This window comes from Sphingopyxis macrogoltabida (assembly GCF_001307295.1).
Taxonomy (GTDB): domain Bacteria; phylum Pseudomonadota; class Alphaproteobacteria; order Sphingomonadales; family Sphingomonadaceae; genus Sphingopyxis; species Sphingopyxis macrogoltabida_B.
Window position 1 is genome coordinate 1997480 of the sequence record NZ_CP012700.1, and the last position, 14025, is coordinate 2011504.

Genomic DNA, 14025 nt, shown 5'->3' on the forward strand with positions numbered 1-14025 from the left:
CCTTTTTCGCATAAAAGCCCGCATGATCCGGATCATCCCCGATGTGCTCGACGCCGATGGCGTCGCAAGACTCCGCGCCATCCTCGACGCCGCGCAGTGGATCGACGGCAACGAAACCTCGGGCCCGCAGGCCGCGCTTGCCAAGCACAACGAACAGCTCCCCGAATTCGGCGAGGCGGCGGCAGAGGCCGGACGGCTGGTGCTCGATGCGCTTGGCCGCAGCCCGTTGTTCATCGCCGCCGCGCTGCCGCTCAAAATCTATCCGCCCTATTTCAACCGCTACGCCGGCGGGGAAAGCTTCGGCGATCATATCGACAACGCGATCCGCATGCGCCGCGGCAGCGATTTCCGGCTGCGCAGCGACCTGTCGGCGACACTCTTCCTCGCCGAACCCGACAGTTACGAGGGCGGCGGGCTGATCGTCGAAGGCATGGCGGAGGCGCCGGGCATTAAGCTGCCGGCGGGCCATCTTGTGCTTTACCCCGCAACGACGGTGCACCGCGTCGAGCCCGTGACCGCAGGCGCCCGCGTCGCCAGCTTCTTCTGGATCCAGTCGATGGTGCGCGACCAAGGCCAACGAAACCTGCTGTTCGACCTCGACATGGGGGTGCAAGGCGCAGCAGCAGCGATGGGTCAGGGCGATGCAACGGTCGTGCGCCTCACTGGCGTCTATCACAATTTGCTGCGCCGCTGGGCGGACAGCTAGTCCAGCATCTCGCGCCACACGCGCGACAGATATTCGACGTTACCGGCGATCAGACAGGCGGCTAGACTCTGCTCGTCGGCCAGCGCGATCGCTTGCTCGGGGCCCAGCACGGTCAGCGCCGTCGCCCAACCGTCGGCCATCATGCAGCTCCGGTGCAATATGGTCACCGACGTCACGTCGCCTTCGATCGGCCGGCCGGTACGCGGGTCGAAGCTGTGCGAATAATATTGCCCGTCGGCTGCGAAACCGCGGCGATAATTTCCCGAGGTCGCGACCGACAGGTCGTGCAGCGCGATGCGATAGGGCGTGACCGCTGTCGCAGGCGGCATCTCGGTATCGACCCACCACGGCTGGCCGTCGGGACGAATCCCCTCCCCGCGCAGTTCGCCGCCAACTTCGAGAAGGAAATGCCGTACGCCTATGTCGAGGAGCCATTCGGCGGCGAGGTCGACGCCATAGCCCTTGGCGATTCCGGACAGGTCGAGCGCCGCGGCCGCTTCGCGCCGGATGCGCGGACCGGCGGGATCGAAGTCGACCGCCCGCCCGGCGGATATCGCGGCCATATCGGGAACAGCGTCCACGGACTTGCGGCTGCCGAACCCCCAGGCTTCGGTCAACTGGCCAAGCCCGGGGTCGAACGCGCCGCCGCTGGCGCGCGAAATGTCGAGCGCGGCCTCAACGACCCGGGCGAACTCCCCCGGGATCGCATGCCAGCCACCGGGCGCGGCGCAATTGAAGCGCGACAGATCGGAATCCGGCTCCCACTGGCTCATCTGGGCGACGACGAGGTCGAACGCCGCCTGCACGCCATGCGCGGTCGCCGCGGGCGGCGACACCGCCTGCAGCGACCAGCTCGTTCCCATCGTTTCGCCCGCAAAGCTCCCGATTGCCGCCGTCGCATCGCGCGCGGCGAAGGCCGCCGGCGTCAGCGCGCGGGGAATCAGGATGCGGTCGGTCAGGGCGCCATCACCTCGAGCGTCGTCACATAGCTCGCGCGGCGCGCGACCGGCGGCGGCGCGCCCTCGACAGCGCCGTCAGCCTGCGGCGTGGTGACGTTCAGCCAGTACATGCCGGGTTCGGGCCAGGTGACTTCGACCTTGCCCTCGGCGTCGGTCTTGAGATCGACCTGCCCGAGCTGGTCGCGATAGCGGATACCGCCGGGGATGACCGTCACTGGCAGGCCCGCGGCGGGCTTGCCATCGAGCAGGAACTGGAAGGTCGAAGCTTCGCCGGCAAACAGATCGTTGGGATGGGTGACCGGAACCAGTTCGATACCCTTGCCCGTCGGTTTGAACAGCGTTGTGGTCGGTTCACCAACCGTCACGAAAATCTCGTTACGGTTGTTCGATTCGGCGGTTTTCACATTGGTTGCCCCCGCCGGAATCCGCTCGGCAAGGTTTGCGGTCGTCGTGCCGCGCGGCAGGCGCTCGGTCTTGCCGTTCAGGTCATAGGTTCCCATCACGCCGTCGGATACCGACGCGATCCGCCACGTCCCCTTCTGCGTCAGGTGAACGTCGAAGGTGCTGCGATAGCGGCCGGTCGCCTTGTTCTCGATCGCTGCCTCGTTGCCATCGGGCGCCCATGCCTTCAGCGCGTCGAGCCGCATCGGCTGGTGCTCGAAATAGAAAAGGTCGTTCGACACCGCGGCATCGACCGTCACCCACACATCGTCGCCCGACAGCACGGTCGACGACGGCAGCATCCACTGGCGATGCGCGCTCGCCGGAACCGCCGCCAAGGCAGCAAGCACGGCGGTCGCCGCAAAACCCCAAATATGCTTCTTCATATCCCTGTCCCTTCGATTTCAGCGGAAAGCGACCGAAACGCCCCCCAATTCTGTCGTTCCTGCGGCGCGTCCGCCCGCCCCGGCCTTCGCCGGCCAGGTGAAGGGAACGCGGAGCAATTCGCGGCCACCGACCTCGCGCGCCGCTTCGATGACCAGCGTGTACTGACCCGCCGCCTGCGCGCCGAGCTGCGCCCGCGTGAAAGAGATTTTGTGCGTTCCCGGCGCCCGCGTCGCGCCCGTGATGCCATTGGCCGGGAAGCTCATCGACCGTCCCGATGCGCGCCACCACTGGCGAACGTCGCGCAGCCATTTGGTGCCCTCGTTCGCCTTCATGTCATGGTCGTACCAGACCGCGACCGTCTTCGCCTTCGCGCCCGCCTTTTCGACCCAGATCGCGACATAGGGTTTGTGATATTCGGCGACCTTCAGTCGCGGGATAGCGATGGTGACGTCCATGGTGCCCGGATCGGCAGCGAGCGCGGGCACGGCAAGCGTCGCGCTGGCGCCGACGGACAGGACGATACGGTAGGGCAGCGGCACGGCGACAATCTCCTAGTGAATAAAAATGACGGCGATCGCTGCCGGGATCGCGATCCCGGCGCCGACGAGCGGCCAGGTGCTTTTGCGCTTGGCCGAATGCAGCCAGAGCAGGAACAGGCCGGTGATCGCGAAGATCAGGCAGGCGCCCGCGAAGATATCGATGAACAGGCTCCATGCGCCGCCCGAATTGCGGCCCTTGTGGAGGTCGTTGAGATAGGAAATCCAGCCGCGGCTAGTGATCTCGCTCGTCACCGCCCCACTCGCGCGGTCGATCGCGACCCACGCGTCGCCACCGGGCCGCGGCGCGGGCAGATAGACTTCATCGGCCGACCATTCGGCCTCCGCCGACGCGCGCACCGGAAAATTATCCTCGACCCATGCGGCGACCGGTTTCGGCAGCGGCGCCTTGCCATCAGCGGGATCGGCCGACGCGAGCTGGCGCAGCAGCGGCGGCGGCAATTGCCCCGCCTTTTCGGTGACCACCGGCGACGCTTCGATGTCGGCGGCGTGGTTGAGCGTGAAGCCGGTAATCGCGAACAGCAACAGCCCGATCAGGCTGATGGCCGAGCTCATCCAGTGCCACATGTGGAGCTGTTTCAGCCAAAAGGCCTTCCGGCTCTTTTTAGTTGCCGGTCGCGAGGTTGTCGGTGCGTGCATCGATGATTTCTGGGCGGAGAGACTATCCGGCCATTATCGAGAACGATTCTCAATTACAATATCTATTGCAGCTTTTTCGCGGACTTTCAGTGCCGAAGCCCGGAAAGCCACTGCGCGATCATCCGCCGGCCCGCAGCGACAGCGGCGGGGCCATGCAGCCGGTGATCGCGGTCGAGCGCTTCTGCGGTGCTCCCGGCCTCGACGGCGGCTTCGGGCCATTGCCGCATCCATTCGTCGAACCGCGGGTCGAGGCCCATTTCGGCATGGAATTGCAGCGCCAATATATTGGGCCCGCGGCGAAAGGCCTGGTGGCGATAGGCCTTTGACGACGCCAGCAACTCGACATCGGGCGGCAAGTCGAACGTGTCGCCATGCCAGTGGAGGAGGGGAACATCCGCGAGTTCGCCGAGCGGCGACGCGGGATCGACGAAGCTTAGCGGATGAAAGCCGACCTCCTTGACCGGCCCGGCATAGACGCGCGCGCCCATTGCGGCGGCGATCATCTGCGCGCCGAAGCAGACGCCGAGCGTCGGCAAACCCGCCTCGATGCGGCGCGCGAGCATGCGGAGCTGGCACGCGATCCATGGATAGCTGTCCTGTTCGTACACGCCCATCGGGCCGCCCATCATGATCAGCAGTTCGGGCTCGCAGAGGTCGATCCCGTCGAACGCCGCGTCGCCGACATCGATCCGGTCGAGCGCATAACCCGCCGCCTCGACCGGATCGCGATACCCCGCGATCCCCTCGTGCGGCACATGGCGGATGATAAGGCCTTGCTTGGTCTGGGTCATGGCGGGTCGATACAGGAAGTTCGATGAATGATGTTTGGCCGGGCTTCTCCGGCCGGCACCAATCTAGCCAGAACGCCCTGCTCTTGTCACTCTACTCATTTAGTAGAGATAATGCTGTGGGGCATAGCTCAGCTTGATCTCGCGTCGAGCTTCCCTGCCTCCACCAAAGGATTCCATTTCGCACCGCAAGGGCAATGTTTGGCGTTGCGGGGCGCGAGAGGCATGGCTATAGCGACCCGCCTAGGCCAGACTGCCGTTAGCGCGGTAGACCATGCGGAGACGTGGGTGAGTGGCTGAAACCAACGGTTTGCTAAACCGTCGTACTGGTAAATCCGGTACCGAGGGTTCGAATCCCTCCGTCTCCGCCACCTTCTTCATTTTGCCTTCGCCATGCGGCCTGTGGCCAAAATGATGCGGCCTGACGCAAAATCGACTCAAGTCATCGCCCATTCATTGCCCGCGATTCAAAGAGCGAGTCATGGTTAATCCGCGTGGCGCCACGGCGCGCCGACCGATTGGGGGATAATATGCGTAACAAGTTCGCCGCCTTTGCCGTCACGGCCCTCGCCGCGATCGGGCTGGCCGCCTCGCCGATTCCGGCAGCGGCGCAAATGACCCAGGTCGATCCGAACACCGCGATCGATTCGGATCTCGACAATCCCAATCCGACGCCGCCACCCCCCGCCGATACATCGACCGGCTATGACAGCGCGCCGGACAGCGACATCAACAGCGATCTTGCGACCGGCGACCAGCAGACGGCCCCGGCGCCCGACACCGTACCCACCGTCGCAACCAATCCCGAAGCGGCGGCAACGAATGCCGACCCGTCCACGACCTATAAGGAAGACGACCTGATCGGCGCCGCCGAGGGTGTGTTCGGCAAGGGCGCGCAGGGTCTCGCGAGCATGATCGAAGATATCTTGAAAAAGCAGGGCGAGCCCAACGCCTATATCGTCGGCCGCGAGGCCAGCGGCGCGCTTGTCCTCGGCGTCCGCTACGGTTCGGGCACGCTCTATCACAAGGTCGAAGGCGAACGTCCGGCCTATTGGACGGGGCCGTCGATCGGTTTCGACGCGGGCGCCAACGCCGGCAACACCTTCGTCCTCGTCTACAATCTCTTCGACAGCGAAGATCTCTATAAGCGCTTCCCGGCCGGCGAAGGCGCCGCCTATCTGATCGGCGGCTTTAACGCCTCCTATCTGCGCAGCGGCGACATCGTGCTGATCCCGATCCGCGTCGGCGTCGGCGCACGCCTCGGCGCCAACGTCGGCTATATGAAATTCCGCAAGAAGCAGAGCTGGGTACCGTTCTAAACCCGACGCATTTGCCAAGGGGGCGAAGCCCGCGCTTCGGCGCGGGCTTTTTCTTTGGGGCTGTGAGCCGCAACGAAAGAAGTCTGCTTTGCAGTGGGGAGCGGACGTTCGGTCAGCCACTGTGTACCCCGGCGAAGGCCGGGGTCCAGAGCGTTGGAGAGCAAGCGCCACGTGATTACGCCCTGGACCCCGGCCTTCGCCGGGGTACACGCTAGATACGGCAGCTTCTGGCCGATCGCGTCCCATTCCCTCAACCTCGCCTATTCGTCGAGGATGATCAGCAACGGATAGCGCTCAATCCAGCGCTTCGACGCGATGCGTTCGTCGAAAATGCTACGCTTCTCCGAACGAAAGGCTGCGGTCGGCCGCACCCGCAAGGCAAAGAGATCGTCGAGCCCAAGCGGCGCGCTGATTTCCACCCGACCACCGGCAAGGCGCGCCGCGACCGCCGTCGCCGTTTCGGGCCAATGCGTCATGGCATCGGCGACCGAATGATAGGGCGCATCGCCATTATGCCGATGCATTCGCGCCTGATTTTTGACCGACCAGAGCAAATCCGGCATCGAGGATCGAAGCTGCCGCTCGATATCGCGATCGGCCTCCTTATCCGTGACGTCGGGCGCGAACCACAAAACGTCGACGTCGCCAGACGGCGGCATTGGCGATTGGCCATGCCGATCGTCCCAGACGGCATCGCGAACGAAGCCGGCCCCGATCCAGCAATCGGGCAGCTTTAATTCAGCGACCGCCGCCAATGCCCTCATCCGCAAAGGGTCGCCCGCCAGGAGTTTTTCAAGAAGGGCACGCTGCTCGAGGCGCGCGCCTTCCCCGCTCACGCTCCGATCAGTCGCCGTCGAAGGCGATCAATGTCTCGCAAGCCAGCCCCGCATCGGCGAGCCGCCGCGAACCGCCGAGATCGGGAAGGTCGATGACGAACAGCGCCGCCGCAACCTCCGCGCCGGCGTTGCGCATCAGTGCCGCGGTCGCGAGGATCGTGCCGCCCGTCGCGAGCAGGTCGTCGACAAGCACGACGCGATGCCCCGGCAGGACGGCGCCCTCGTGCAATTCGAGCCGGTCGACGCCATATTCGAGTTCGTAATCGACGCCGATCGTCACGCCGGGCAGCTTGCCGGCCTTGCGCACCGGGACGACGCCCAGCCCCATCGCGGTGGCCATCGCGGCGCCGAACAGGAAGCCGCGCGCCTCGACAGCAACAATGAAGTCGGGGCGATGGACGGCGGCGAGCGCGCACAGGCGCCGCACGGTCTCGCTGAAACCGGCGGCGTCGCCGATCAGCGTCGTGATATCGCGAAACTGGATGCCCGGCTTGGGAAAGTCCGGGATGGTGCGGACGAGCGACGCGAGGTCGAGGTCCGGTCGAGGCGGGAGGGCGATCATCGAACTGGCCGCCCTCCCTTCTGTCCTCAATGCTTCTTGTCGGCCCAGATGTTCCGGTACGACAGATAGGTCAGCCCGCTGAAGATCAGCAGGAAGATGAAGGCGGCCCAGCCCACCTGCACGCGCTTCACCAGCTTCGGTTCGGCGGTCCAGACGAGGAACGCGGTGACGTCCTTCGACATCTGGTCGACCGTCGCCTTGGTCCCGTCGGCATAGGTCACCTGACCGTCCGCAAGCGGCGGTGCCATCGCGAGGTTGAGGTTCGCGAAATAGGGGTTGTAGTGGAGCCCCGTGCCCGGCTTCAGCTCGGCCGGCAGGTTCTTCGGCGGGTTCTGGAACCCGGTAAGCAGCGAATAGACATAGTCCTTGCCGCCTTCGCGCGCCTTGGTGATCAGCGACAGGTCGGGCGGCAGCGCATTGTTGTTCGCCGCGCGGGCAGCCGTCTCGTTCGCATAGGGCGACGGGAAATAATCCGACGGCAGGCCGTCGCGCGTCGCCGGCTCGCCCGTGTCGGGGTTGATCGACGGCACCTGGAAGCCCTTGGCGAAGGTCTTCACCTGGCCTTCGGTATAGCCGAGATCGCCGATATCGCGGAACGCGACGAGGTGCAGGCTGTGACAGGCCGAGCAGACTTCCTTGTACACCTGCATCCCGCGCTGGAGCTGCTGCTTGTCCCAATGCGGGAGCAAGCCGTCGCTGGCGAGCTTCAGATGCTTGGGATGCTTGTGGAACTCGTGCGCGACATTCGGCTCATTGGACAGCGGCGTCGTGAAGATCGCGAGCACCAGCGCCGTGATGAAACCAAGACCGACGAGAAAACCGAGCGGGCGAACCATGGCTTTATCAGCTCCTATTAAAGTCCGGCGCTCAGGCCGTGGCCGCCGACGATTTGTCGGCATGCTTGGCGAGAACCGCCTCGGTGATCGAATTCGGCATCGGCAGCGGACGTTCGATCCGCGACACGATCGGCAGAATGATCAAGAAGTGGGCGAAGTAGTAGATCGCGCCGATCTGGCTGAGGATGACCCACGGCTGTTCCGCCGGCTGCATGCCGCACCAGCCCAGCAGCAGGACGTCGGCGACGAGGACCCAGAAGAACCAGCGATACAGCGGACGATAGGTCGACGACTTCACCGGCGAGCTGTCGAGCCAGGGCAGGAAGAACAGCAGCGCGATCGATGCGAACATCGCGATGACGCCCCACAGCTTCGCGTCGATCCACAGGAAGTTGAAGGTGAACGCCTTCAGGATCGCGTAGAAGGGCAGGAAGTACCATTCGGGCACGATGTGCGCCGGGGTCGAAAGCGAGTTGGCCGGGATATAGTTGTCGGCATGACCCAGCGTGTTCGGGCTGAAGAAGGTCAGCGCGACGAAGATCAACAGGAAGATGCCGAGCCCGAAGCCGTCCTTCGCGGTGTAGTAAGGATGAAAGGGAACCGTGTCCTGTTCGTCCTTTACCTCGATACCGGTCGGGTTGTTCGAACCCGGGATGTGCAGCGCCCAGATGTGCAGGATGACGACACCCAGGATCACGAACGGCAGCAGATAGTGCAGCGAGAAGAAGCGGTTGAGCGTGGCATTATCGGGGACGAAGCCGCCCAACAGCCATTCGCGCACCGGCTCGCCAACCAGCGGAATCGCCGAGAAGAAGCCGGTGATCACCTGCGCACCCCAGAAGCTCATCTGGCCCCACGGCAGCACATAGCCCATGAAGGCGGTCGCCATCATGAGGAGGAAGATCACGACGCCGAGCAGCCACACCATTTCGCGCGGCGCCTTGTACGAACCGTAATAAAGGCCGCGGAAAATGTGGAGATAGACGACGATAAAGAACATGCTCGCGCCGTTCATATGCGCGTAGCGGATGAACCAGCCGGCGTTCACGTCGCGCATGATATGCTCGACCGAATTGAAGGCGACCGCCGCATTGGCGGCGTAATGCATCGCCAGCACAATGCCGGTGATGATCTGGATCGCCAGCGCCGCACCGGCGAGAACGCCGAAGTTCCAGAAATAGTTGAGGTTGCGCGGCACGGGATAGCCGGCGCCGATCGCGTTGTAGACGAGGCGCGGCAGCGGCAGCTTCTCGTCCAGCCACTTCATCAGCGGCTGCTGCGGTTCATAATTCTTGGCCCAGGGAAAGCTCATCTTATCTCGCTCCTCAGCCGATCGTCACGACGGTGTCGCTGGTGAATTCATAGGGCGGCACAACCAGATTCTTGGGTGCCGGGCCCTTCCGGATGCGCGCCGCGGTGTCGTAGTGCGAACCGTGGCACGGGCAGAAATAGCCGCCGAAATCGCCCTTGTTCTCGCCCTCGGCAGCACCGAGCGGCACGCAACCCAGGTGGGTGCAGACGCCCAGCGTGATCAGCCAGTTTTCCTTGCCGGGCTTGGTGCGTTCGTCGATCGTCTGCGGGTCGCGCAGGTCGCCGAGCGGCACGGCCTTGGCCTCGGCGATTTCCTTGGCAACGAGGTTGCGGACGAACACCGGCTGCTTGCGCCAGCTCGTTTTGATCGCCTGTCCGGGCTGGATCGCCGAAATATCGATCTCGGTCGTCGACAGCGCGAGCACGTCGGCCGAGGGGTTCATCTGGTTGACGAGCGGCAAAACAACCGCCGCCGCACCGACACCCGCGAAACTCACTGCCGCGATATTGATAAAGTCCCGGCGCCGCACGCCATCTTCGATGCCGGCGTTGAGTTCGGATTCACTGGCCATTCGACTGCCCTTGCATGGGTGAAACGACAATATTTCCCGGAAGGTGAGCCGCCCTGCCACGCACGCACGAAATGGCGCGCCCCGGCGGCCCCTCCGGGAATTGCGGGCCTGATAGCCGCACATCCGGGGCTTGCCAACAGGCAATTTCCGCTTCCGTCACTGTGCAGCGATGCGGCGGCGAAGCCACTCGATTCCGCGAACCGCCGCGGTTATGGCGTGACCATGGAAATCGCCCTGTTTCAGCCGGATATTGCGGGTAATGTCGGCACGACGCTGCGCACCGCCGCCTGCTTCGACGTGCCGGCGCATATCATAGAGCCATGCGGCTTCCCCTTTTCCGACGCTGCGTTGAAGCGCGCGGGGATGGATTATGCGACGCGCGCCAACGTCAGGCGCCACGCCGATTGGACGGGGTTTCAGGCGTGGAGCGCCGATGCCGGGCTCCGCCTGGTCCTGTTGACGACGGGCGGCGCGACTCCCCTGCCCGGCTTTTCCTTCACAGCCGGCGATATCCTGCTGCTCGGCTCGGAATCGTCGGGGGTGCCGCCACATGTCCACGATGCGGCGGACGCGCGGGTCGCGATTCCGATGCGGGCGGGCTTTCGCTCCTTGAATGTCGCGGTGGCGGCTGGCATCGCGCTCGCCGAAGCTCTCAGACAGACGAAAGGCTTTCCGTCATGATTTCGCTCGATCCCCAGCAGCAGGCGGCGCGTCGCTGGTTCGAATCGCTTCGCGACCGGATTTGCGCCGAATTCGAGACGATCGAACGCGAAGCCGGCAGCGACGCGCGCTTCGACTACACGCCGTGGGATCGCGAAGCCGAAGGAATCGCGCCCGGCGAGGGCGGCGGCGGTGTGCGCGGGGTAATGACCGGCAAGGTATTCGAGAAGGTCGGGGTCAATGTTTCGACCGTCGGCGGGCAGTTCGCGCCGGACTTCGCCGCTTCGATTCATGGCGCGGGCGAAGACCCGAGCTTTTTCGCGACCGGGATCAGCCTAGTCGCGCATATGGCGAACCCGCATGTCCCCGCGGTGCATATGAACACGCGCTTCCTTGTGACGACCAAACGCTGGTTCGGCGGCGGTGCGGATCTCAATCCGCCGATTCCCTATGCCGAGGACACCGACGCCTTTCACGCACGGCTGCGCGCCGCGTGCACGCCCTTCGGCCCCGAGGTTTATGAGCGCTATGCCAAATGGGCCGAAGATTATTTCTATATCCCGCACCGCGGCGTCCACCGCGGCGTCGGCGGCATCTTCTACGACCATCTCGAATGCGGCGACGACGCCGAGTTCGACCGCAACTTCCAGCTGACGCAAGCGGTCGGCGAGGCCTTCCTCGACATATTTCCCCAGATCGTCCGCCGCCGGATGGGGCAGGGCTTCACCGAGGCCGAGCGCGACGAACAACTCGTCTGGCGCGGCCGCTATGCCGAATTCAACCTCGTCTATGACCGGGGGACGCTGTTCGGGCTCAAGACCGGCGGCAATATCGACGCCATCCTGATGAGCCTGCCCCCGCTCGCCAAATGGAGCTGAGATAGCGAAAGGGCGCCCCGTTGCCGGAGCGCCCCCTCTAATTTTAATCGAAGCTGCAATGGCTCAGGCAAAGACGTCGGATTCGCTACGCCCCCCCAGCGCACGATAGATGCCCGCGGGAACGCCGACCTGCAGATAGGCCATCGGGATGCTGAGCAACAACATGCCGACGATGACTCCAATCATCGACCCTTCGCTGGGTACGCCGCCGCCAGCGAACATCGATACCCCGACGATCATTGCCAGAAGCATGAAGATGATAAAGAGCGCAATGCCGATAAGGATGAAATAACCAAAGATCTTCCATTGCGATGCGGCGGTTATCCGCCAGGATTCTCCCAGACCAGTCAGAACATTGAACGTCCGCTGATCCGCCATCACCGGTCCGGTGCAGCAGAAGCGCGCAGCGAGCCACACCAGGAACAGGAAAAACAACGGTATAAGTAACAACAGGAGCATTCCGGTTCCCGCCGATAAGGCTTGGCTCGGCTGGCCGCCCATCATCATCGGGGCCATCGCACCACCAAACAACACAAAGCCGATCAGCACGAGCGCGAGAACGAATACAATGGCGAGCAGCAGCGTAGGAAGTGCCGCAATGAGTCCGAAACCCAACGCGGAACTGAGCGGTTCAGCGCCGTTCGTCAGTCCGAGCCGCCACGAAGCGAAATAACTGCCCGTCTGAAGGATGTAACTGACCAAGCTGAGCAGAATTGCGAGCGCGCCCATCGCCGCAAACCCGCCGCCCGCGGCGAATGCCATGGGATCGGCCATCGCCGCACCGCCGCCAATGACAAACTGCATGATCATTGGGACAAATATTCCCATACCAATCAGGGCGATTGCGTGATTGGCGCCCTGCCCGGCAAAGAAGCTTGTTGCATAGGACCATGCTTGACTGATGCTAATCCTGTTCATGGTCATTCTCCCCCTTTTTCCTGACACTCCCGATATCGTACCTCGAATTTATGCGAACACACCGCCGTCCGCGCCAATGGTCAGCTGGCGATAGGTCGCCGCGCTGATCGCCAACGTCACGATGCCGCTGATCGCAGCGAAGCCGGCTTCGGCGAACCCGGTCATTATCCGGCCGACGCCCTCGCCGGTCCCCGCGACGACCCCAATGATAAGGCCGACGATCATCGCCCCGATGAAAAGGACAAGCGTGACAAGAAACAGAAACAGAAAGATTCGCCAGCCATTGTCGCGCGTCAGCGCCCAGCTTTCCTGCAGCGCCGCCGCTGGATTATATTGGACACGGTCGGCGATCAGAGGCGACACCACCGCCACCCGCCCCCACAGATAGGCGCAAAGCGCAGCGAACGCGATCAGGCCGACGAACAGCAGCAGCATGCCCGGCGCGCCGCCGATCGCGGCGCCGGGGACGATAAGCGCCACCGCGATCAGGGCGATCGCGAGGCCCATGAGGAATTGCACGGCGATCATCGTCGGGATCATCTTGAATGCGAAGGTCAGCGCATCGCCGACGCTGACGCTCGACCGCGACAACCACAGGCGAAGGATACCGATCCCGCCGATGGCCGCGATCACCGCGACGAGCAACTGGTACGGCACCGCCTGCCGCGCACTTTCGCGAAAAGTCGTCATCATCTGATCGAATGTCGCCCCGGCAGCGGGTTCGATCGGCGTGGGACCGAACCAGCTGACCGCCAGCGTCGGCAGGAACAAAAACACCGCGGCAATGGTGCCGGTCAGCGCACTGTGCGATTTGAGCAGCGTCATGCTGTCTTCCCACGCCGCGCCCATGTCGAATTTTGCCATTGATACCCCGTTGTTTTTTATGTTCCTGAACGCGGCGAGACTGACAATCTTCGCTCTGTCTGTCCAGCCTTGTCGCCGATCGTTCGTCCGCCCCTTGCGCCGCGCGCCGCATCGGGGCAGGAAGCGCGCGAAATGACGCCGCCCCCGCCCCCCGAATGGATCGTCTCGCCCGGCCATACCGATTACGAAACCGCGCTCGCCGACATGGAAACGCGCGCCGCGGCGATCCATGCGGGCGAAGCGGGCGAGCGTATCTGGCTGCTTGAGCATCCGCCGCTCTATACCGCCGGGACCAGCGCCGATCCCGCCGAACTGCTCGACCCGCGATTTCCGGTCTATGATGCCGGCCGCGGCGGACGTTACACCTATCACGGACCGGGACAGCGCGTCGGCTATGTCCAGCTCGACCTCAGCCGGCGCGGGCGCGACGTGCGCGCCTATGTGTCGGCGCTCGAAGGCTGGGTGATCGACACGCTCGCCTTGCTGGGGGTCGAATCCCGCCGCGCCGAGGGCCGGATCGGCATCTGGACCGACGACCCGCACGGCCGCGAGGCAAAGATCGGCGCGATCGGCGTGCGCGTGAAACGCTGGGTGACGATGCACGGCTTTTCGCTCAACGTGGCGCCCGACCTGTCGCATTTCGGCGGCATCGTGCCGTGCGGCATCGCCGAGTTTCCCGTCACCAGCCTCGCCGCGCTCGGCAAACAGACGTCGTTCGCCGACGTCGATGCGGCGCTGGCGGCAAGCCTGCCCGCCTTTCTCGACAAGCTTCGGCCAAAAGATTAGGAACGG

The 14025-nt window shown here is 64.1% G+C and carries 17 protein-coding genes and 1 tRNA gene; 6 read left to right on the forward strand and 12 right to left on the reverse strand.

The features are described 5' to 3' along the window. The first annotated feature begins 22 nt into the window (after positions 1-22). A complete protein-coding gene (locus AN936_RS09425) occupies positions 23-706 on the forward strand; it encodes a Fe2+-dependent dioxygenase (RefSeq protein ID WP_054587923.1) in 684 nt (227 codons plus the stop codon). Here the strand turns inward: AN936_RS09425 and AN936_RS09430 are convergent. From AN936_RS09430 to AN936_RS09450, 5 genes are all read right to left on the reverse strand, one after another. Next, positions 703-1569: an FAD:protein FMN transferase gene (locus AN936_RS09430; RefSeq protein WP_084758265.1), complete on the reverse strand. Its 867-nt coding sequence runs from the start codon at positions 1567-1569 to the stop codon at positions 703-705. The genes AN936_RS09425 and AN936_RS09430 overlap by 4 nt on opposite strands. A gap of 92 nt (positions 1570-1661) precedes the next feature. Next, positions 1662-2492 (reverse strand): DUF4198 domain-containing protein, encoded by an 831-nt coding sequence (locus AN936_RS09435; protein ID WP_054587925.1) that lies wholly within the window; start codon positions 2490-2492, stop codon positions 1662-1664. 18 nt (positions 2493-2510) lie between these two features. Beyond that, positions 2511-3032 carry a DUF2271 domain-containing protein gene (locus AN936_RS09440; protein ID WP_054587926.1) on the reverse strand — a complete coding sequence of 174 codons (522 nt, stop codon included), beginning with the start codon at positions 3030-3032 and terminating at the stop codon, positions 2511-2513. 12 nt (positions 3033-3044) lie between these two features. Then, positions 3045-3689, reverse strand: a complete 645-nt coding sequence (locus tag AN936_RS09445) for a PepSY-associated TM helix domain-containing protein (protein WP_054587927.1) — start codon at positions 3687-3689, stop codon at positions 3045-3047. An 86-nt stretch (positions 3690-3775) separates the two neighbouring features. Next, entirely contained in the window at positions 3776-4480 is a 705-nt protein-coding gene (locus tag AN936_RS09450; RefSeq protein ID WP_054587928.1) for a glutamine amidotransferase, read from the reverse strand. 275 nt (positions 4481-4755) lie between these two features. On the opposite strand from AN936_RS09450, the gene AN936_RS09455 reads away from it, so the two are divergent. Both AN936_RS09455 and AN936_RS09460 read left to right on the forward strand, forming a co-directional pair. After that, positions 4756-4848, forward strand: a tRNA-Ser gene (locus tag AN936_RS09455). A 159-nt stretch (positions 4849-5007) separates the two neighbouring features. Next, a complete protein-coding gene (locus tag AN936_RS09460; protein ID WP_054587929.1) occupies positions 5008-5796 on the forward strand; it encodes a DUF1134 domain-containing protein in 789 nt (262 codons plus the stop codon). Positions 5797-6056: 260 nt separating this feature from the next. Here the strand turns inward: AN936_RS09460 and AN936_RS09465 are convergent, their stop codons facing one another. From AN936_RS09465 to petA, 5 genes are all read right to left on the reverse strand, one after another. Then, positions 6057-6560 (reverse strand): nucleotidyltransferase family protein, encoded by a 504-nt coding sequence (locus AN936_RS09465; protein ID WP_054587930.1) that lies wholly within the window; start codon positions 6558-6560, stop codon positions 6057-6059. 79 nt (positions 6561-6639) lie between these two features. Further along, positions 6640-7194, reverse strand: coding sequence for an adenine phosphoribosyltransferase (locus tag AN936_RS09470; protein WP_054587931.1), 555 nt, complete (start codon positions 7192-7194; stop codon positions 6640-6642). A 26-nt stretch (positions 7195-7220) separates the two neighbouring features. Then, positions 7221-8030, reverse strand: coding sequence for a cytochrome c1 (locus tag AN936_RS09475; protein ID WP_054587932.1), 810 nt, complete (start codon positions 8028-8030; stop codon positions 7221-7223). Between the two features lie 31 nt (positions 8031-8061). Beyond that, positions 8062-9342 carry a cytochrome b gene (locus AN936_RS09480; RefSeq protein ID WP_054587933.1) on the reverse strand — a complete coding sequence of 427 codons (1281 nt, stop codon included), beginning with the start codon at positions 9340-9342 and terminating at the stop codon, positions 8062-8064. A gap of 13 nt (positions 9343-9355) precedes the next feature. Further along, on the reverse strand, positions 9356-9913 hold the full coding sequence (gene petA / locus AN936_RS09485) for a ubiquinol-cytochrome c reductase iron-sulfur subunit (protein ID WP_054587934.1): 558 nt from the start codon (positions 9911-9913) through the stop codon (positions 9356-9358). A gap of 222 nt (positions 9914-10135) precedes the next feature. Between petA and AN936_RS09490 the strand changes: the two genes are divergently transcribed. Both AN936_RS09490 and hemF read left to right on the forward strand, forming a co-directional pair. Next, complete coding sequence (locus AN936_RS09490; protein ID WP_054587935.1) at positions 10136-10594, forward strand: tRNA (cytidine(34)-2'-O)-methyltransferase; 459 nt, start codon at positions 10136-10138, stop codon at positions 10592-10594. Next, on the forward strand, positions 10591-11451 hold the full coding sequence (gene hemF, locus AN936_RS09495) for an oxygen-dependent coproporphyrinogen oxidase (protein WP_054587936.1): 861 nt from the start codon (positions 10591-10593) through the stop codon (positions 11449-11451). The genes AN936_RS09490 and hemF overlap by 4 nt, the downstream gene beginning before the upstream one ends. Before the next feature lie 63 nt (positions 11452-11514). On the opposite strand, the gene AN936_RS09500 is transcribed toward hemF, so the two are convergent. Both AN936_RS09500 and AN936_RS09505 read right to left on the reverse strand, forming a co-directional pair. Continuing rightward, positions 11515-12369: a glycerophosphoryl diester phosphodiesterase membrane domain-containing protein gene (locus AN936_RS09500; RefSeq protein WP_158500073.1), complete on the reverse strand. Its 855-nt coding sequence runs from the start codon at positions 12367-12369 to the stop codon at positions 11515-11517. 48 nt (positions 12370-12417) lie between these two features. Continuing rightward, positions 12418-13233, reverse strand: coding sequence for a hypothetical protein (locus AN936_RS09505; protein ID WP_054587938.1), 816 nt, complete (start codon positions 13231-13233; stop codon positions 12418-12420). A 132-nt stretch (positions 13234-13365) separates the two neighbouring features. Here AN936_RS09505 and lipB point away from each other — a divergent pair, with 132 nt between their 5' ends. Further along, positions 13366-14019, forward strand: coding sequence for a lipoyl(octanoyl) transferase LipB (gene lipB, locus AN936_RS09510; protein ID WP_054590203.1), 654 nt, complete (start codon positions 13366-13368; stop codon positions 14017-14019). Positions 14020-14025: the final 6 nt, after the last annotated feature.